The sequence below is a fragment of the Mycolicibacterium sp. XJ879 genome (assembly GCF_053483935.1).
The window spans coordinates 124,495-141,895 of record NZ_JBEFTH010000005.1; the positions used below are offsets into that span (position 1 = coordinate 124,495).

19 protein-coding genes are annotated in these 17,401 nt (G+C 66.9%); 13 read left to right on the plus strand and 6 right to left on the minus strand.

Going from position 1 to position 17,401, the window contains the following annotated elements; all coding sequences use genetic code 11:
* Positions 1 to 169 precede the first annotated feature (169 nt).
* From ABQF13_RS13440 to ABQF13_RS13455, 4 genes are all read left to right on the plus strand, one after another.
* Positions 170 to 1,231 (plus strand): alpha/beta hydrolase, encoded by a 1,062-nt coding sequence (locus tag ABQF13_RS13440; RefSeq protein WP_448393248.1) that lies wholly within the window; start codon positions 170 to 172, stop codon positions 1,229 to 1,231.
* Between the two features lie 41 nt (positions 1,232 to 1,272).
* On the plus strand, positions 1,273 to 2,670 hold the full coding sequence (locus ABQF13_RS13445) for a cystathionine beta-synthase (protein ID WP_448393249.1): 1,398 nt from the start codon (positions 1,273 to 1,275) through the stop codon (positions 2,668 to 2,670).
* A 145-nt stretch (positions 2,671 to 2,815) separates the two neighbouring features.
* Positions 2,816 to 3,418, plus strand: a complete 603-nt coding sequence (locus ABQF13_RS13450; protein WP_448393250.1) for an Rv1078 family RDD domain-containing protein — start codon at positions 2,816 to 2,818, stop codon at positions 3,416 to 3,418.
* 30 nt (positions 3,419 to 3,448) lie between these two features.
* Complete coding sequence (locus ABQF13_RS13455) at positions 3,449 to 4,450, plus strand: DUF2189 domain-containing protein (protein ID WP_448393251.1); 1,002 nt, start codon at positions 3,449 to 3,451, stop codon at positions 4,448 to 4,450.
* A 6-nt stretch (positions 4,451 to 4,456) separates the two neighbouring features.
* Here ABQF13_RS13455 and ABQF13_RS13460 read toward each other — a convergent pair whose 3' ends face one another.
* Entirely contained in the window at positions 4,457 to 5,614 is a 1,158-nt protein-coding gene (locus ABQF13_RS13460; RefSeq protein WP_448393252.1) for an acyl-CoA dehydrogenase family protein, read from the minus strand.
* A gap of 56 nt (positions 5,615 to 5,670) precedes the next feature.
* On the opposite strand from ABQF13_RS13460, the gene ABQF13_RS13465 reads away from it, so the two are divergent.
* Complete coding sequence (locus tag ABQF13_RS13465; protein WP_448393253.1) at positions 5,671 to 6,825, plus strand: cystathionine gamma-synthase; 1,155 nt, start codon at positions 5,671 to 5,673, stop codon at positions 6,823 to 6,825.
* Positions 6,826 to 6,843: 18 nt separating this feature from the next.
* On the opposite strand, the gene ABQF13_RS13470 is transcribed toward ABQF13_RS13465, so the two are convergent.
* From ABQF13_RS13470 to ABQF13_RS13480, 3 genes are all read right to left on the minus strand, one after another.
* Positions 6,844 to 7,497 carry a GOLPH3/VPS74 family protein gene (locus tag ABQF13_RS13470; protein ID WP_448393254.1) on the minus strand — a complete coding sequence of 218 codons (654 nt, stop codon included), beginning with the start codon at positions 7,495 to 7,497 and terminating at the stop codon, positions 6,844 to 6,846.
* Between the two features lie 37 nt (positions 7,498 to 7,534).
* Positions 7,535 to 8,029: a transcription elongation factor GreA gene (greA, locus tag ABQF13_RS13475; protein WP_448393255.1), complete on the minus strand. Its 495-nt coding sequence runs from the start codon at positions 8,027 to 8,029 to the stop codon at positions 7,535 to 7,537.
* Between the two features lie 232 nt (positions 8,030 to 8,261).
* Positions 8,262 to 8,684, minus strand: coding sequence for a DUF4307 domain-containing protein (locus ABQF13_RS13480; protein ID WP_448393256.1), 423 nt, complete (start codon positions 8,682 to 8,684; stop codon positions 8,262 to 8,264).
* Between the two features lie 130 nt (positions 8,685 to 8,814).
* On the opposite strand from ABQF13_RS13480, the gene mca reads away from it, so the two are divergent.
* From mca to ABQF13_RS13500, 4 genes are read left to right on the plus strand one after another with little or no spacing between them, the layout of a single operon-like run.
* Positions 8,815 to 9,684, plus strand: coding sequence for a mycothiol conjugate amidase Mca (gene mca / locus ABQF13_RS13485; protein ID WP_448393257.1), 870 nt, complete (start codon positions 8,815 to 8,817; stop codon positions 9,682 to 9,684).
* Positions 9,681 to 9,944, plus strand: coding sequence for a hypothetical protein (locus ABQF13_RS13490; protein WP_448393258.1), 264 nt, complete (start codon positions 9,681 to 9,683; stop codon positions 9,942 to 9,944). Before mca ends, ABQF13_RS13490 begins: the two co-directional genes overlap by 4 nt.
* Positions 9,945 to 9,988: 44 nt before the next feature.
* Positions 9,989 to 11,992 (plus strand): thioredoxin domain-containing protein, encoded by a 2,004-nt coding sequence (locus ABQF13_RS13495; RefSeq protein ID WP_448393259.1) that lies wholly within the window; start codon positions 9,989 to 9,991, stop codon positions 11,990 to 11,992.
* A gap of 10 nt (positions 11,993 to 12,002) precedes the next feature.
* Entirely contained in the window at positions 12,003 to 12,374 is a 372-nt protein-coding gene (locus ABQF13_RS13500) for a nuclear transport factor 2 family protein (RefSeq protein ID WP_448393260.1), read from the plus strand.
* Positions 12,375 to 12,433: 59 nt separating this feature from the next.
* On the opposite strand, the gene trhA is transcribed toward ABQF13_RS13500, so the two are convergent.
* On the minus strand, positions 12,434 to 13,183 hold the full coding sequence (trhA, locus tag ABQF13_RS13505) for a PAQR family membrane homeostasis protein TrhA (protein ID WP_448393261.1): 750 nt from the start codon (positions 13,181 to 13,183) through the stop codon (positions 12,434 to 12,436).
* A 57-nt stretch (positions 13,184 to 13,240) separates the two neighbouring features.
* Between trhA and ABQF13_RS13510 the strand changes: the two genes are divergently transcribed.
* From ABQF13_RS13510 to ABQF13_RS13525, 4 genes are all read left to right on the plus strand, one after another.
* The gene (locus ABQF13_RS13510) at positions 13,241 to 14,032 is read left to right on the plus strand and encodes a (2Z,6E)-farnesyl diphosphate synthase (protein WP_448393262.1); all 792 of its coding nucleotides are present in this window, start codon (positions 13,241 to 13,243) and stop codon (positions 14,030 to 14,032) included.
* Between the two features lie 14 nt (positions 14,033 to 14,046).
* Positions 14,047 to 15,450, plus strand: a complete 1,404-nt coding sequence (locus ABQF13_RS13515; protein WP_448393263.1) for a hypothetical protein — start codon at positions 14,047 to 14,049, stop codon at positions 15,448 to 15,450.
* A 122-nt stretch (positions 15,451 to 15,572) separates the two neighbouring features.
* On the plus strand, positions 15,573 to 15,914 hold the full coding sequence (locus ABQF13_RS13520; RefSeq protein WP_448393264.1) for a hypothetical protein: 342 nt from the start codon (positions 15,573 to 15,575) through the stop codon (positions 15,912 to 15,914).
* 84 nt (positions 15,915 to 15,998) lie between these two features.
* On the plus strand, positions 15,999 to 16,409 hold the full coding sequence (locus tag ABQF13_RS13525; RefSeq protein WP_448393265.1) for a hypothetical protein: 411 nt from the start codon (positions 15,999 to 16,001) through the stop codon (positions 16,407 to 16,409).
* A gap of 24 nt (positions 16,410 to 16,433) precedes the next feature.
* Here the strand turns inward: ABQF13_RS13525 and coaA are convergent, their stop codons facing one another.
* Positions 16,434 to 17,372, minus strand: a complete 939-nt coding sequence (gene coaA / locus ABQF13_RS13530; protein ID WP_448393266.1) for a type I pantothenate kinase — start codon at positions 17,370 to 17,372, stop codon at positions 16,434 to 16,436.
* Positions 17,373 to 17,401 lie beyond the last annotated feature (29 nt).

Here is a 17,401-nt window from a genome sequence, read left to right on the forward strand (position 1 = left end):
GATATCCGCGTGGCGGCAGGCAATCTCGTGTCACATTGCGGTATCAACTCCGGTATCGAATACGACTCGTCGATTGTTGATCGGCTTATAGAGTGTCAAGCTAAGGTACGGGCCACGCTCAGTAAAGAGGCGGCACCCGGAACTACAGTGGCGTAGGGAAGGGGTGGCGATGACGGCACCCAGCAAGGTTGCCAGGGCGCACAGCGCTGGTATACCGCCTGCTAAGGGGCGAAAACCCCGCAAGTTTCCGGTAAGTGACGGCGCGCCTGTCGAGGTTGTCGAAGACGGTCCAAGCCTCGCAGGACGGGTCACCGCGCTGGCTGCTCTGCTAACTATCCGGCCGACTCTAGCTATCGGAAGCTACGCACCGAAGCTGCCGTGGCCTTGGGGTTTGGTGGACTTCGTCTCGCGGGTGATGCGGCCGGCGCCCGGCACGGTCCGTGCGACGATCTCTTTGCCGAAGTGCACCGCGCAACTCGTGCGAGCGCCGGGCGTGCTGCCGGCAGACGGTAACCGCGCCGTCATCCTCTACATGCACGGAGGGGCGTTCTTGACGTGCGGCGTCAACTCGCATGGCCGCTTGGTCAGCGGGCTGTCACGGTTTGCTGACTGCCCGGTGCTCATCGTCAACTACCGGATGATCCCCAAGCACTCGGTGGGCATGGCGGTCGACGACTGCTACGACGCCTACAAGTGGCTGCGCCAGAAGGGCTACGAGGCCGACCAGATTGTGCTGGCCGGCGACTCCGCGGGCGGATATCTGGCGCTCGCACTGGCCGAGCGGCTGCAGGAGGAGGGTCCGCACGGCGAGGTGCCCGCGGCGATGGTGACGATGTCACCGCTGTTCGAGGTCGACAACGAAGCCCGCGCGAACCACCCGAATATCCGCACCGACGCCATGTTCCCGCCCCGCGCGTTCTACGCACTCGTCGACCTGGTCGAGGAGGCCGCGCGGCGCCATCACCAGGACGGCAGACCCGAAGAGGTCTACGAACCGCTGGACCACATCGAACCGGGCCTGCCCCGCACACTGATCCACGTTTCCGGCTCCGAGGTGCTGGTCAGCGACGCCCGCAAGGCTGCCCGCAGGCTGGCAGCTGCCGGGGTGCCGGTCGAGGTGCGCATCTGGCCCGGTCAGATGCATGTTTTCCAGCTCGCCGCGCCGATGGTTCCCGAGGCGACGAGGTCGCTGCGTCAGATCGGCGACTACATTCGCGAGGCCACCTGGTAAGCCGCCTGGCGACCCGGGAGGCCGCCTGACACGATGGAGTCATGCGGATCGCCAGGCACATCAGTGAGCTCATCGGCAATACCCCTCTGGTACAGCTGAACTCCGTGGTGCCGCCCGGCGCCGGCATGGTCGCCGCCAAGGTGGAGTACCTCAGCCCGGGCGCCAGCTCCAAGGACCGCATCGCGATCAAGATGATCGATGCCGCCGAGGCCAGCGGAGAACTCAAGCCTGGGGGCACGATCGTCGAACCGACGTCGGGTAACACCGGTGTCGGTTTGGCGCTGGTCGCCCAGCGGCGCGGCTACAAGTGCATTTTCGTGTGCCCCGACAAGGTCGGCGAGGACAAGCGAAACGTACTGCGCGCATACGGCGCCGACGTCGTCGTATGTCCGACCGCCGTACCGCCGGACCACCCCGACAGCTACTACAGCGTCTCCGACCGCCTGGTCGGCGAGATCGACGGTGCCTGGAAGCCCGACCAGTACTCCAACCCGATGGGCCCGGCCAGCCACTACGAATCGACCGGGCCGGAGATCTGGGCGGACACCGACGGCAAGGTCACCCATTTCGTCGCGGGCATCGGCACCGGCGGCACCATCACGGGAGCGGGCCGCTACCTCAAGGAGGTGTCGGACGGAAAGGTGCGCGTCGTCGGCGTCGACCCTGAAGGTTCGGTCTACTCGGGCGGTACCGGCAGGCCGTATCTGGTCGAAGGCGTCGGCGAGGATTTCTGGCCTGCGGCCTACGATCCCGCCGTGCCGGACGAGATCATCGCGGTCTCCGACGCCGACTCGTTCGAGATGACCCGAAGGTTGGCGCGCGAGGAGGCGATGCTGGTCGGCGGGTCGTGCGGGATGGCGGTCGTCGCCGCGAACAAGGTGGCCGAGGAGGCCGGACCGGACTCGTTGGTCGTCGTTCTGCTGCCTGATGGCGGAAGAGGTTACCTCTCAAAGATTTTCAACGACGAATGGATGTCGTCCTACGGTTTTCTGCGCAGTCGGCTCGACGGCTCGGCCGAGGGACCGACGTTGGTTGGAGACGTGTTGCGGGGCAAGTCGGGTGCGCTGCCCGACCTCGTGCACACCCATCCCTCCGAGACGGTGCGCGACGCAATCAACATCCTGCGTGAGTACGGGGTGTCGCAGATGCCGGTGGTCGGCGCCGAACCGCCGGTCATGGCCGGCGAAGTGGCGGGCAGTGTCTCGGAGCGCGAACTGCTCAAGGCGGTGTTCGAAGGACGTGCCAAACTGGCTGACGCGGTTGCCAAGCACATGAGCCCGCCGCTGCCGCTGGTCGGCTCCGGCGAGCTCGTCACCGACGCGGCCAAGACACTGCGCGAATGCGATGCGGTGATGGTGGTCGAGGAAGGCAAACCCGTCGGCGTACTGACCCGACACGATCTTCTCGGGTTCCTGTCCGACGGCGACGGCCGGCGTTAGGGCTGCGCAGCAGGATTGAAAAGCCGGGCAAACTCACGGTTCGGGCACGACGCCGGGTTCCGGTCGGAAATCGCTGCTGTCGACGCCTTCTCAGGTACTGTAAGCAGGCTTGTTACCACCTAGAGCAGCCCTGGGGAGGTCATCCATGACCGAGCAACCGCCGACGCCAGGGGGCTATCCACCACCTTTTCCGCCGGGGGGCCAGCACCAGGGCGGTGGATATCCGGCACCCGGCGGATTCGCGCAGCGGGTCCCGGTATTGCCGAAAGAGGCCTATACCCCGTGGTTTACTCGCGTGCTCGCGTGGATCATCGACTACATCCCGTTCACGATCATCTTGGGCATCGGGTTCGCGATGCTGGCGGGAACCCGCGAAACCGCCTGCATCACAGATGTTTCCGAGTACGAGCTGGGTGAGTTCTGTGCCACCGGAGCGTCCACGCTGGGACAGGCATCGGTGGTGATCGCACCGATCGTCGCGCTGGCGTATCTGGTCTGGAACCTCGGCTACCGCCAGGGCCGGACTGGGTCGAGCATCGGCAAGTCGATCGTGAAATTCAAGGTGGTCTCTGAAAAGACCGGTCAGCCAATGGGTTTTGCATTATCGGTCCTGCGTGAGTTCATCTACCTGGTCGCGTATCTGGCCTGCGGCCTGCTCTGGGTCATCGCGGTCTTGTTCCCGCTATGGGATGCGAAGAGGCAGACGTTGGTCGACAAGATCGTCAGTACTATCTGTTTACCGCTCTAATCGTTGACGAACCGACACTGGAAGGCAGCTATGAGCGATCAACCACCCCCCGGCAACTACCCGCCACCCCCGCCACCAGGCGGCGGAGATTACCCACCGCCACCTGGCGGCGGGGGCGGCTACCCCCCGCCGCCACCGCCAGGTGGCTATCCGCCGCCACCGCCCCCGGGGGGTTACCCGCCGCCACCGCCCCCGGGTGGTTACCCGCCGCCGCACGGCGGCGCGCCCGGCTATCCACCACCGCCGCAGCAGGGCGGCTACCCGCCTCCCGGCTATCCGCCCCCTGGCGGACCGGGTTTCGGCGGTGCGCCGGCCTACAGCATCGGCGACGCGTTCTCGTGGGCGTGGAACCGGTTCACCAACAACGCGGTCCCGTTCCTCGTCGCGACGCTGGTGTGGGGTCTGGTCATCGTCGTGCTGCAGTGGATCATCAACGCGCTCGGGGGAGCGTTCAACGACGGTGACACCACCAGTTACGCCACCGACGACGGCGGCTTCGCGTTCTCCTACAGCCTGAACAGTCCCGGCGCGGTCATCGTGTCGATCATCGGCTGGATCGTGCTGTTGATCGTCGGCGCGACTGTCCAATCGGCCTACGTCGGGGGTGTGCTCGACATCGCCAACGGGCAACCGGTTTCGATCGGATCGTTCTTTCGACCGCGAAACATCGGCAATGTCGTGATCGCGGGTCTGATCGTTGGAATCCTGACCTCGATCGGGCTGTTCCTGTGCGTCATCCCGGGTCTGATCGTGGCCATCTTCACGATGTTCACGATCGTCGCTCTGCTGGACCGCAACCTCGCGCCGATCGACGCGATCAAAACCAGCTTCAACGTCGTCAAGGAGAACTTCGGTGCGGCGCTGCTGACCTGGCTGGTGATGTTGGTCATCGCGATCGTCGGCGCATTGCTGTGCGGCGTCGGGCTTCTCGTCGCGATTCCGCTGGTGATCCTGATCGAGGTCTACGCCTTCCGCAAGCTCAGCGGCGGTCAGGTCGCCGAGCACAACCCGCAGCAGCTGCCGTCGCAGTAACGAGGCTCATCGGAAGGCGCTGACGCCGGTCAGCGCCTCTCCGATGACCAACTGGTGCACCTCGGAGGTGCCTTCGTAGGTCAGCACCGACTCGAGGTTGTTGGCGTGCCGCAGCACCGGATATTCCAGCGTGATTCCGTTGGCGCCCAGCAACGTTCGGCACTCCCGGGCGATCCGCAGCGCTTCGCGGACGTTGTTGAGCTTGCCGATGCTGATCTGCTCGGGACGGATCCGGCCCTCGTCCTTGAGCCGGCCCAGATGCAGCGCCAGCAGCTGCGCCTTGTTCAGTTCGACGGCCATATCGGCGATCTTGGCCTGCGTCAGCTGGTAGGCCGACAGCGGTTTGTCGAATACGGTGCGGGCGCCGACGTAGTCCAATGTGGTCTGCAGGCAGTCCCGCGCGGCCCCGACGCTGCCGAACACGATGCCGAACCGGGCTTCCGACAGACAGCTCAGCGGGCCCGACAACCCGTGGGCCTCAGGCAATTTGGCGTCGGCCGGCAGTCGCACGTCGTCCAGATGCAGTTCGGAGGTCACCGACGCCCGCAGCGACATCTTGCGGGTCATGTCGCCGGCCGCGAAACCCGGCGTTGCCGCAGGCACGACGAAGCCGACGATCCCCTCCTCGGCGCGGGCCCACACGATCGCCACGTCGGCTACCGAGCCGTTGGTGATCCACATCTTCGAGCCGTTGAGGATCCAATCCGAACCGTCCCGCTTGGCGGTGGTGCGCATGCCGGCCGGGTTGGACCCGAAGTCGGGTTCGGTCAACCCGAAGCAGCCGATGGCCTCGCCGCTGGCCATCGCGGGCAGCCACTGCGTGCGCTGGTCCTCGCTGCCCCACCGGTGGATCGCGAACATCGCCAGCGACCCCTGCACCGACACCAGGCTGCGCAGCCCGCTGTCGACGGCCTCAAGTTCCTGACACACCAGCCCGTAGGCGGTCGCCGACGAGCCGCCGCAGCCGTAGCCCGTCAGGTGCATGCCCAGCAGGCCGAGCTTGCCCAGGTCGACGGCCAGTTCGCGGACCGGTACCTGACCGGTTTCGAACCACTCGGCGATGTGGGGGCGCACCCGTTGGTCGCCGAACTTGCGCACGGTCTGGCGCAGCTCGATGTCTTCGGGGGTCAGCAGCGAGTCGAGGTCGAGGAGGTCAGCGCTCATCGTTCTTGTCTACACCGCTCTGACCGGCGTCCGCGTTCTCGCTAGGGTGAGACGTAATGACTGAACAGCACAAGTTTGCGGGCCTGTCGACCAAGGCCATCCACGCGGGTTTTCGCCCCGATCCGGCGACCGGAGCCGTCAACCCCCCGATCTACGCCAGTTCGACGTTCGCCCAGGACGGCGTCGGGGGATTGCGCGGCGGCTTCGAGTACGCGCGGACCGGCAACCCGACGCGCTCGGCGCTGGAGGCGGCGCTGGCGGCGGTCGAGGAAGCCGCGTACGGCCGGGCGTTCGGCTCCGGAATGGCCGCCACCGACTGTGCGCTGCGCGCGGTGCTGCGCCCTGGCGACCATGTCGTCATCCCCGACGATGCCTACGGCGGTACCTTCCGGCTGATCGACAAGGTGTTCACCCACTGGGGGATCAGCCATACCGCGGCCCCGTTGGCCGATCTCGACGCGGTCAAGGCCGCGATCACCGACAAAACCCGAATGGTTGTGGTCGAGACGCCGACCAACCCGCTGCTGACCATCGCCGACATCGGTGCCATCGCGGAGTTGACCGCCACCGCGAATGCCAGACTGCTGGTGGACAATACCTTTGCTTCACCGGCGCTGCAGCAACCGTTGGCGTTGGGCGCCGACATCGTGCTGCACTCCACCACCAAGTACATCGGCGGGCACTCCGACGTGGTGGGCGGCGCGCTGCTCACCGACGACGAGGAACTCGACACCGCGTTCGCATTCCTGCAGAACGGCGCCGGGGCGGTGCCGGGCCCGTTCGACGCGTACCTGACGCTGCGCGGGCTCAAAACCCTCGTCGTGCGCATGCAGCGGCACAGCGAAAACGCCGCCGTCATCGCCGACTTCCTCACCGGCCATCCCGCGATCGACACCGTGCTCTACCCCGGCCTGCCCAGCCACCCCGGCCACGACATCGCCGCCAAGCAGATGAGCGGCTTCGGCGGCATGATCTCGGTGCGGCTGCGCGGGGGAGCGCAGGCGGCCCGCGAGTTGTGTTCGCGCACTGAGATTTTCATCCTCGCCGAATCGCTCGGCGGCGTCGAGTCACTGATCGAGCACCCGGGTGCGATGACACACGCCTCGACCGCGGGCTCGCAGCTGGAGGTGCCCGACGACCTGGTGCGGCTGTCGGTGGGTATTGAGGACGCCGCCGACCTCCTCGCCGATCTGGAGCAGGCGCTAAGTTAGCTCGCGCCCGGAACAGACTCACTCCAGCGCGCGCCGGACCGCCGACGTAGTGACCGCCAAGTTCACCTCCGGCAGCGCCGTAGGATACTCGTCAACCCAACTGCCGCTGGCGATTTCGGCTGCCCGGGCGTGCACCCAGCGCCAGCCGCGGTCGTTGAGGCTCAACAGCGCGCCCAGCCCGTCGACGGCGTGCAACAGCGAAATGATCGCCGCGGTCGCCGGCGCCGGCGGTTTGCGATCGAACAACGCCGCGAGCAGCGCTGATCTGGCGTTACCCACCCGCTCACGGTTCATCAGCGGCCACGCGGACTCCTTGTGCCTCAAGCGGATCCGCCGGATCTGCCCGGTGTACTCGAGGTATCCGCTGACGTCGTCCTCGATGTGTGGCGACAAGCGCTTCAGCGCTGTCGCGGGGCGCAGCGGCCGTCGTCGCAGCAGCTCAAACGCCGGCTCGGCGACGTGATCCGGCGGACCGGGCGTCGTCGCCAGGGCCATCAACCGGCCCGGTTCAACCGGGTCGCCGGCCACCGCCGGACGGATCCGGCAGGCGTAGGCCAAGTCCAGCAGCACCGCCGCCGACAGCACCCGCGCGCGGCGGTGGCGTTCGAGGTTGGGCTGGGCGGATGCGTTGTCGAGCAGCAGCAGAAACAGGTCCTCGGCGATCTGCGCCATGTGCGGACTCTAACCGCGGCGCCGCGGTTAGCGCGCGTCAGGACTGGTACGGCTCGGCGCTGACCAGGGTGACCTTGACCGTGTTCCCGTTCGGCACCGTGTAGGTGCGGCTCTCGCCGACCTTCGCGTCGATGAGCGCCTCACCCAACGGCGACTTGGGCGAATACACCTCGAGCTTGCCGTCGCTGACGCCTTCCTGGCGGGTGGCAATCAAAAACGTCTCGGTGTCGCTCTTGTCGTCGTCGTAGTAGACCGTGACCACCGAACCGGGCAGGGCGACACCGGACTGGGTGGGCGCCTCGCCGACCTTGGCGGTGTTCAGCAGCTCCTGCAGTTGCCGGATCCGGGCTTCCTGCTGGCCCTGCTCCTCGCGGGCGGCGTGGTAGCCGCCGTTCTCGCGCAGGTCGCCTTCCTCGCGGCGGTCGTTGATTTCGGCGGCGATGACGGGCCGATTGGCGATCAACTGATCGAGTTCCGCCTTCAACCGGTCGTATGCCTCCTGGGTCAGCCAGGTGACCTGCGTGTCGGTCATGTCGTCGCGCTCCTGTCGTTGTTGCTCTCGCGCTGTTTCTCGGTAAGTCGTTCGTGTCACGGCGCCGGGGATTGGTTGTATGTATTGCCGCGTTCGCCGTCGTTATGCGCGCGCTAAAAGCAGCAATACACGGTCCCAGCAGGAACCGTGTATCCGACCATCATAGCACCGCGAACCCGGCTGCCTTTGCGCTTTCGTAGTTCGCTGTTCAGCTTGCGGACACCTGGTCGGGCTAGGGCGTGACCAGGTAGGACGGCACGTCGGTGCCGCAACCGTACACGTCGCCGACGACGGGTGGTTGGCTGGTCTTGACGGTTGTGGTCACCTGCACGGTGGGCTGTGTCGAAGGTGCTATTAGCACTTCTCGGCGCCCAGTCTCGCTGCCATCGTAGGAGCGGGCCCGCACGATGCACACCGCGGGCTGCGAGGGATCCTTGCGCGTGACGGAGAAGGTGACCGAGACGCTGGAGTCGTCGGTCACCTCGAAGCCGCCCATCTCGCCCTTGACGTCTTCGCTGGCGAACCGCTGGTAGGCGATCACGGCGAGTACGAACCCGGCGATCAGCGTCGCCACCGTCAGGCCCACGGCGATCCACCGACGTTGGCGGCGTGAGAGCCGCTGGCGCCCGTAGCGCGCGGCGGGACGTTCGATCATCTGGATTTACATGCCCGTCGGTCGGATGGATCTACAGAACTGGAACTATAGGGCGTGTCGAATGGTTGAAATGTCTTGACAAGGGCCGACGCAGGTCGGCCGGACAAACGTTAGGTAAAGGCAGATCAGGTTGAGCGAACTGCGGTTGATGGCCGTGCACGCCCATCCGGACGATGAGTCCAGCAAGGGCGCCGCGACGATGGCCCGCTACGTCGACGAGGGCGTGCGGGTGCTCGTGGTGACCCTCACCGGCGGTGAGCGCGGCGACATCCTCAACCCGGCCATGGACCTACCCGAGGTGCACGGCCGGATGGCCGAGATCCGCCGCGACGAGATGGCCAAGGCCGCGGAGATCCTCGGCGTCGAACATCACTGGCTCGGCTTCGTCGACTCCGGGTTGCCCGAGGGCGACCCGCCGCCGCCCCTGCCCGACGAGTGCCTGGGCGCGATACCGCTCGAGCAGCCGACCGAGGCGTTGGTGCGCGTCGTGCGTGAGTTCCGTCCCCATGTGATGACCACCTATGACGAGAACGGCGGCTACCCGCACCCCGACCACATCCGCTGCCACCAGGTGTCGGTGGCCGCCTACGAAGCCGCCACCGACTACCGGCTCTACCCCGACGCCGGCGAACCCTGGGAGGTCAAGAAGCTGTATTACACCCACGGCTTCCTGAGGCAACGCATGCAGCTGCTGCAGGACGAGTTCGCCAAGCATGGCGAGGTCGGCCCGTTCGAGAAGTGGCTCAAACATTGGGACCCCGACCGCGACATCTTCGCCAAGCGGGTCACCACCCGGGTCGAATGCGCCAAGTACTTCGCCCAGCGCGACGACGCGTTGCGCGCCCACGCCACGCAGATCGACCCCAACGGAGACTTCTTCCGCGCGCCCATCGACTGGCAGCAGCGGCTGTGGCCCACTGAGGAGTTCGAGCTGGCCCGCTCGCGGGTGCCGGTTGCGCTTCCCGAAACCGATCTGTTCGCCGGAATCGAGGACCGATGAACGACGCCGTCACGTTCGGCATGGAGCTGATCACCGCCGTGCTGGCCCAGCAGGAGCCCAACCAGCCCGGTCCCGAATTCGGCAAGGCCAGCCCATTCGGAATGCTGGTCATCGCGTTGTTGCTGGTGGGAACGTTCCTTCTGGTCTGGTCGATGAACCGGCATCTGCGCAAGCTGCCCAAGTCGTTCGACACCGAGGAACCCGACCCGACCGCCGAGAGCGGCGCCGCGGAACCTCCGCCCACCGGCGACGAGCGATAGTTCGCCGCGCTGCGTGATCGCGCCCCGGGGTTACCGTCGAAAGGGTGACGAACCAACTCGCTTCGGCCACCAGTCCATATCTGCGTCAGCACGCCGACAACCCGGTGCGTTGGCGGCAGTGGACGCCTGAGGCGTTGGCCGAGGCCGCCGCGCGGGATGTGCCGATCCTGTTGTCGATCGGTTATGCCGCCTGCCACTGGTGCCACGTGATGGCCCACGAGTCGTTCGAGGACGAGCAGGTGGCTGCCGCGATGAACGACGGTTTCGTGTGCATCAAGGTCGACCGCGAGGAACGACCCGACCTGGACGCCATCTACATGAACGCCACCGTCGCGCTGACCGGGCAGGGCGGCTGGCCGATGACGTGCTTCCTCACCCCCGACGGGCGGCCGTTCTTCTGCGGCACCTACTATCCCAAACCCAGCTTCCTGCAACTGCTGCACGCGGTTTCGGAGACCTGGCGCAGCCGGCGCGGCGAAGTCGAGCAGGCCTCCGACCGGATCACCGACGAACTGCGATCGATGACGGCGGGTTTGCCCGACGGCGGGCCGCCGGTGCAGCCGGCACTGTGCGACCACGCGGTGGCCGCCGCGCTGCGCGACGAGGACACCGAGCGCGGCGGCTTCGTCTCCAATCAGGCTGCCGCGCCGAAGTTTCCGCCGTCTGCGCTGCTGTTGGCGTTGCTGCGCAACCACGAGCGCACCGGTGACATCCTGCCGATGGAGGCCGTGGAGCGCACCTGCGCGGCGATGGCGCGCGGTGGCATCTACGACCAACTGGCGGGCGGGTTCGCGCGCTACAGCGTCGACGCGTCCTGGGTGGTGCCGCACTTCGAGAAGATGCTCTACGACAATGCGCAGCTGCTGCGGGTTTACGCGCACTGGGCGCGTCGCACGTCGAACCCGTTGGCGCGCAGGGTGGCCCACGAAACCGCCCGGTTCATCGTCGACGAGCTCGGCGTCGACGGCATGTTCGTTTCGTCGTTGGACGCCGACGCCGACGGTGTGGAGGGCCTGACCTATGTCTGGACGCCCGACCAGCTGCGCGAGATGCTCGGCGACGACGACGGCCGTTGGGCTGCGGAGACTTTCGAGGTGACCGAGCCGGGCACGTTCGAGGCAGGCAGTTCGGTGCTGCAGCTGCTGCGTGATCCCGACGACGTCGACCGCTTCACCCGGGTGCGCACCGCGCTGCTGGCCGCTCGGCTCACCCGGCCGCAACCCGAACGCGACAACAAGGTTGTCACCGCGTGGAACGGGCTGGCGATCACAGCATTGGCCGAGGCGGCCGTCGCGCTTGACCGTCCCGAATTGCTCCACGCCGCAACGCGATGCGCCCGGGCCGTCGTCGACCTGCACCTTGTCGACGACAGATTGCGGCGGGCCAGCCTCGGCGGCCGGGTCGGTGAGCCCGCAGCGGTTCTGGAGGACTACGCCGCGTTGGCCACCGCACTGTTGACGCTGTACCAGATGACCGGCGAGGCGTCCTCGCTACAGACCGCCACCACGCTGATCGACGTCGCGCTGCAACATTTCGCCGACCCCGAACGTGCCGGCCGGTGGTTCGACAGCGCCGACGATGCTGAGGCGTTGATGGTTCGACCCGCCGATCCGCTCGACGGCGCGACCCCGTCGGGCGCCTCGCTGATGGCCGAAGCTCTGCTACTGGCAACACATCTCGTCGGCGCGGACCGTGTCGAAACCTACGCGGCGGCAGCGGAGGCGACGCTGGCGTCGGGCACACCGATCCTGGCGCGCGCGCCGCGCTCGGGCGGGCATTGGCTGGCCGTCGCGGAAGCCGCCGTGCGCGGACCGCTGCAGATCGCGGTGGCCTGTGACCCCGGCCGCTCCGAGCTGCTGGCCGCGGCGCGCAGGTTGGCGCCGGGCGGGGCCGTCGTGGTGGGTGGGCCGGTGAACTCCACGGAGTTGCTGACGGGACGTGACCGCGTCGACGGCGCCGACGCGGCCTACGTGTGCCGCGGGCGGGTGTGCGACCTTCCCGTCACCACCGCGGAGGAACTGGCTGCCGCGCTGAATGTCGCCGTGTAGCCTTCGGCGCATGTCGACCCCCGAAGGCAACGCCAAGACCGTTCACCGCTATCTGGAGCTGGCCGCCCAGGGCAAGGCCGACGACATCGTCGAGCTCTACGCCGATGACGCGACCGTCGAGGATCCGGTGGGCGGGGAGGTGCACATCGGCCGCACGGCGATCCGGGGTTTCTACGAGAGCCTGAACAACATGAACGCCGAGTGCGACGTCGTCACGCTGCGCGCGCTCGGCAACGAGGTGGCGTTCTACTGGTCGTTGACCATCGACCTCGGCGAGAACCGGATGCGCATCGAGATCATCAGCGTCATGACGTTCAGCGAGGCGGGCCAGATCGCGTCGATGAAGGCCTACTGGACCCCCGAAAACGTCACCCAGCTCTAGCCTCGAGCGATTTGTGTGCGGTTTCGCGCGCTCACCGCAACGAAACGCACACAAATCGCTCAGAAGACGGCGAACCACATCGCGATGTAGTGGCAGATCGCGGCCACGGCCGTGCAGGCGTGGAAGAACTCGTGATGCCCGAACGTGGTCGGCCACGGGTCGGGCCACCGCAGCGCGTAGAGCACCCCGCCGACGCTGTACAACGCGCCGCCTACGATCAGCAGCACCACCGCGGCCACGCCGGCCCCGTGCATGATCGGACCGATGAACCATGCCGCCACCCAACCCAGCAGGATGTAGAGCGGCACCCCGAGCCACCGCGGCGCCGACGGCCAGAACATCTTGAGCAGCACCCCGGCGATCGCGCCGCCCCACACGATCCAGAACAAGACCATGCCGTCGGTCGACGGCAGCGCGAGCAGTGCGAACGGTGTGTAGCTGCCGGCGATGAAGATGAAGATCATCGAGTGATCCAGGCGTTTCATCCACTTGCGCGCGGTCGCGGATTTCCAGTTCACCCGGTGATAGGCGCCGCTGACAGCGAACATCGCCACGATTGTCAGCGTGTAGATCAGCGTCGCGATGCCGGCCCTGGTGGACTGCACCGACCACGACACCGCCACCAGCGTCGCACCGCATATCGCGGCCACCACGGCTGCGTAGACATGAATCCAACCCCGGGCACGCGGCCTGCCGATGAAATTGGCGACACCGTCGACGAAGGCCTCAGGCAGGTCTTCTGCCGGCGACTGCTGCTTGGATAGCGCGGCGGCGGTGTCGTCGTCTGAGCGATGCAGGGGGGCCGTCATACGTCACCTCCGCTATCGGCGTGGGTGTTTCCGAGCATCACAGTAGTCTGGATCTTCGTGGACCTCATTCCTCCGCGGCTCAAAGAACCGGCATACCGGCTCTATGAGTTGCGGCTGCGCCACGAGCTCGCGCGATCCAAATCCCAACTGCCCCGGCATATCGCGGTGCTGTGCGACGGCAACCGCAGATGGGCACGTGATGCTGGTCACGATGACGTCAGCTACGGCTACCGGATGGGTGCCCGCAAGATCGCCGAAATGCTGCGCTGGTGCCAGGAAGCCGGGATCGAGATGACCACCGTGTACCTGCTGTCCACGGAGAACCTGCAGCGCGATCCCGATGAGCTCTCGTCGCTGATCGAGATCATCACCGACGTGGTCGAAGAGATCTGCGCGGCCGACGACCGGTGGACGGTGCGCACCGTGGGAGACCTCGAGCTGATCGGCGAGGAGCCGGCCCGGCGGCTGCGGGAAGCCGTAGAGTCGACGAACGGCAACGGCAGCAATTTCCATGTCAACCTCGCCGTCGGGTACGGCGGGCGCCAAGAGATCGTCGACGCCGTGCGTCAACTGCTCGGCAAGGCGCTGGTGAACGGCGCCACCGGCGAGCAGTTGATCGAGTCCGTCACCATCGACGCGATCTCGGAGAACCTGTACACCTCCGGGCAACCCGACCCGGATCTCGTTATCCGCACATCGGGGGAGCAGCGGTTGTCGGGGTTCCTGTTGTGGCAGAGCGCCTACTCGGAAATGTGGTTCACCGAGGCGTATTGGCCGGCGTTTCGGCGGGTGGACTTCCTTCGAGCGCTGCGTGATTACTCCGTGCGCCACCGCCGCTACGGCATGTGATGGAAACTTGAACCATGGCTGCGCTGTCGGCGGTGGTCTTCGCGCTCAGCTGGTGGTTGGGGCTGTATCTGCTCGCGCGTGATCCACGTAAACCCGTCCTGGTGCTGTCCGCGATCGGCCTGACCAGTTTCGGGTTGGTGGTGGCGCTGGACGCGGTGCGGGTGGTCAGCGGTTCGGACGCGCTGAGCCGCGTCGAGATCTATCTCGTCGCGGTGCCGGGCATCGCCTGGTTCGCGGTGCTGCTCGAACTGTCGCGCCCCCGCGACACCTGGCGCGGCCGCGCAGGTGAGATTGCGCTCGTGGCCGGGGTGGCCGCGGTGGCGTTCGTCGGCGCGGCGATGGCCGGCAGCGTCGACGGCCCATTGCGCACCGGGCACTGGGTGATGTTCGGTGCCATCTCGGTGTCCTCGCTGGGCGCGATGGTCAACGCGGTGCTGCGGCGGTTACAGCCGGGCCCCGTGGTGGGCTTCGTCGTCGTCGCGACGCTGTTCTTCGCGCTGGGCAACGCAATCCTGATCATCCCACTGGGCCTGGTGCCGAGCTGGCTGGCGTTGGCGGGCACCGGGTTTGACGTGGCAGTGCTCGGCGTCGCGGTCGCGATCAGTGACGCGTTCGACGAGGGTCAGGCACTGCGGGCCGATATGTTGCGCTCGTTCGCGGCGACGACGGTGGTGGCGGTGCTGTTCGGCGGGCAGGCGTTGATCGGGTTGGCGGTCACCGGCCACGACACCGCGCTGACCGTGCTGCTGTTCACCAGCACGGGCATCGCGATCGCGATCAACGTGCTGGCGGACCCGCTGGCGGGCCTGCTGGACCGGGTGGCGTTCTCCCGCAGACCCGCGCTGCGCGCCGACCGCGCCGCGCTGCGCGAGGCCGAGGCCGCACTGCCGCGCCGGTCCACCAATCCGCTCGACGACGTCGACGACGAAACCTTCGTCCGGCTCACCCGTCGCGCGCTCGGCCACTACGGTGATCTGTCCAAGCTGGTGGCCAGCCCGCTGACCGCGCTTCCGGTCATCGACGAACGCCTCGCCGCCCGCGGCGCACCCGATCAGCCGCTGGAGCGGGCCAACGAACTCAAGGCGGTGCTGGCTGAGCGCATCGCCCGGCTCAAACCGCGGGACGGCGGCGACTTCGGCACCACCGAAGAGTGGCGCCACTACAACTCGCTGTACTTCCCGTACGTCGTGGGTGTGCGCGCCTACGCGCAGAACGCCACCGCATCCGGGCTGAACCCGGTCGCGCGCCGGGCCTGGCAGTGGTTCGTCACCGAGGTGCCGCAGCGCTCACTGCACAACTGGCAGAACGCCGCCGCGCGGCTGATCGCCGCTGATCTGCGCGGCAGCCTGGTGGCCGCTGGGGGACTGACGTCTGAGTTTCAAACCCGGAGCGCGAGCGCTCACCCTCGTACAACTTGAGCGTCTGGATCCGTACCAGGATGAGCGCTCGCGGGAGTTCAATGCTGCCGTGACCTGCGGCTGGCAGTAATTGGCAGCATCAGGTGTCGATCTGGCAGCGGCATCTGAGCATCGTCGGTGCCATGACCGCACTCGTCACCCGCCCCGCCGATACCGCCGGGGATGCGCTGTTACGTTTCGCGCTGCGCGCTGACGCCACGCTGTGCAGTGCGCTCGGCCTGCTGGTGGTGATGGCCGCCGAACCGCTGTCGCGGTTGACCGGGCTGTCCGCCACCGCCGAGTGGATCGGCGGCGCCGCGCTGGTCGGCTACGGCCTGCTGCTGTTCGTACTCGCCGGGCTGCCCGACGTCCGGCGCGTCGGGGTCGCCGTGCTGGCCGCCAACATCGCGTTCACCGTCGTCACCGTCACTTTCGCCTACGCCCAGTACCTCGGGGTGCGCCGCCTCGGCGTACCTCCCGCATGACTGGTCCGGAGCCGCCGTCGTTCGAGGTTGCGGCGTCGGCTCCGGAACGGTCAAACCACCCACCCAAGTGAAAGGAACAGATCCATGGCTGCCATCACCACCCCGAAACTCCACGAGTCCACCGACTCGCTACTGCGCCTGGCCATGCGCGCCGACGGGATCCTGACCGGCCTGGCCGGCGTCGCGGCCATCCCGTTGGCCGGCTGGCTGGCCGAGATCTCCGGTACCACAACCACCTTCGAGTACGCGATGGCCGCGTTCTTCATCGCATACGGGGTGGTGGTGCTCGGGCTGGCGGCGCTGCCGTCGGTGCGGCGCGCCGGGATGGCGGTGATCGTCGCCAACGTCGTGTACGCGGTCGCGGCGGTGGTGCTCGTCTTGGTCGACGTGTTCCCGTTGACCACGATCGGTGTGGTGTTGACCCTGGCCACCGGGGCCTACACGCTGGTGTTCGCCGAACTGCAGTACCAGGGCTGGCGGCGGATCAAACCATAAGTGGCCGCTCGCGCATCGGGTGGCTCACAGCTTGCGCAGCCGCAACCGGTTGATCGAATGGTCGGCGTCCTTACGCAACACCAGTGTGGCCCGCGGCCTGGTCGGCAGAATGTTCTCGATCAGGTTGGGCCGGTTGATGGAATGCCAGATGTCACGGGCGGCGAATACCGCCTGATCGTCGGTCAACGTCGCGTAGTGGTGGAAGTGCGAGGCGGGGTTGGCGAACGCCGTGGTGCGCAGGCCGAGAAACCGGTTGATGTACCACTGTTCGATGTCCTCGATGCGGGCGTCGACGTACACCGAGAAATCGAACAGATCTGACACCATCAACGTCGGGCCGGTCTGCAAGACGTTGAGGCCCTCGAGGATCAGGATGTCGGGGTGGCGCACGAGCTGCTTCTCACCCGGCACGATGTCGTAGAGCAGGTGTGAGTAGACCGGCGCACAGACTTCGTCGGCGCCCGACTTCACCGAGGTGACGAACCGCATCAACGCGCGGCGGTCATAGCTTTCCGGAAAGCCCTTGCGGCCCATCAGGTTACGGCGGACAAGCTCGGAGTTCGGATAGAGGAAACCGTCGGTGGTGACCAGGTCGACGCGCGGATGGTGTTCCCAGCGCGCCAGAAGTGCCTGCAGCACACGGGCGGTGGTCGACTTGCCGACGGCGACGCTGCCCGCCACCCCGATGACGAACGGCACCGGCCGGTCCGGGTTCTGCTGCGGCTCACCGAGGAACTCCGCGGTGGCCTCGAACAACCGCTGTCGCGCGGCGACCTGCAGGTGGATCAACCGCGCCAGCGGCAGGTAGACCTCCTGAACCTCGATCAGGTCGAGTTTCTCGCCGAGGCCCCGCAACCTCAGGAGTTCGTCCTCGGTGAGCTTGAGGGGCGTCGACATGCGCAGTGCCTGCCACTGACTTCTATCGAACTCCACGTAGGGGCTGGGTTCGCTCAGCCGCGCCATGCGCTCAGTGTGGCATTTAACGTTGAGGC

What these genes read in the sequence shown, in the direction of transcription:
- ABQF13_RS13440 (WP_448393248.1), top strand. Translation starts at nt 170, where the DNA reads ATGACGGCACCCAGCAAGGTTGCCAGGGCGCACAGCGCTGGTATACCG.
- ABQF13_RS13445 (WP_448393249.1), top strand. Translation starts at nt 1,273, where the DNA reads ATGCGGATCGCCAGGCACATCAGTGAGCTCATCGGCAATACCCCTCTG.
- ABQF13_RS13450 (WP_448393250.1), top strand. Translation starts at nt 2,816, where the DNA reads ATGACCGAGCAACCGCCGACGCCAGGGGGCTATCCACCACCTTTTCCG.
- ABQF13_RS13455 (WP_448393251.1), top strand. Translation starts at nt 3,449, where the DNA reads ATGAGCGATCAACCACCCCCCGGCAACTACCCGCCACCCCCGCCACCA.
- ABQF13_RS13460 (WP_448393252.1), bottom strand. Translation starts at nt 5,614, where the DNA reads ATGAGCGCTGACCTCCTCGACCTCGACTCGCTGCTGACCCCCGAAGAC.
- ABQF13_RS13465 (WP_448393253.1), top strand. Translation starts at nt 5,671, where the DNA reads ATGACTGAACAGCACAAGTTTGCGGGCCTGTCGACCAAGGCCATCCAC.
- ABQF13_RS13470 (WP_448393254.1), bottom strand. Translation starts at nt 7,497, where the DNA reads ATGGCGCAGATCGCCGAGGACCTGTTTCTGCTGCTGCTCGACAACGCA.
- greA (WP_448393255.1), bottom strand. Translation starts at nt 8,029, where the DNA reads ATGACCGACACGCAGGTCACCTGGCTGACCCAGGAGGCATACGACCGG.
- ABQF13_RS13480 (WP_448393256.1), bottom strand. Translation starts at nt 8,684, where the DNA reads ATGATCGAACGTCCCGCCGCGCGCTACGGGCGCCAGCGGCTCTCACGC.
- ABQF13_RS13490 (WP_448393258.1), top strand. Translation starts at nt 9,681, where the DNA reads ATGAACGACGCCGTCACGTTCGGCATGGAGCTGATCACCGCCGTGCTG.
- ABQF13_RS13500 (WP_448393260.1), top strand. Translation starts at nt 12,003, where the DNA reads ATGTCGACCCCCGAAGGCAACGCCAAGACCGTTCACCGCTATCTGGAG.
- trhA (WP_448393261.1), bottom strand. Translation starts at nt 13,183, where the DNA reads ATGACGGCCCCCCTGCATCGCTCAGACGACGACACCGCCGCCGCGCTA.
- ABQF13_RS13515 (WP_448393263.1), top strand. Translation starts at nt 14,047, where the DNA reads ATGGCTGCGCTGTCGGCGGTGGTCTTCGCGCTCAGCTGGTGGTTGGGG.
- ABQF13_RS13520 (WP_448393264.1), top strand. Translation starts at nt 15,573, where the DNA reads ATGACCGCACTCGTCACCCGCCCCGCCGATACCGCCGGGGATGCGCTG.
- ABQF13_RS13525 (WP_448393265.1), top strand. Translation starts at nt 15,999, where the DNA reads ATGGCTGCCATCACCACCCCGAAACTCCACGAGTCCACCGACTCGCTA.
- coaA (WP_448393266.1), bottom strand. Translation starts at nt 17,372, where the DNA reads ATGGCGCGGCTGAGCGAACCCAGCCCCTACGTGGAGTTCGATAGAAGT.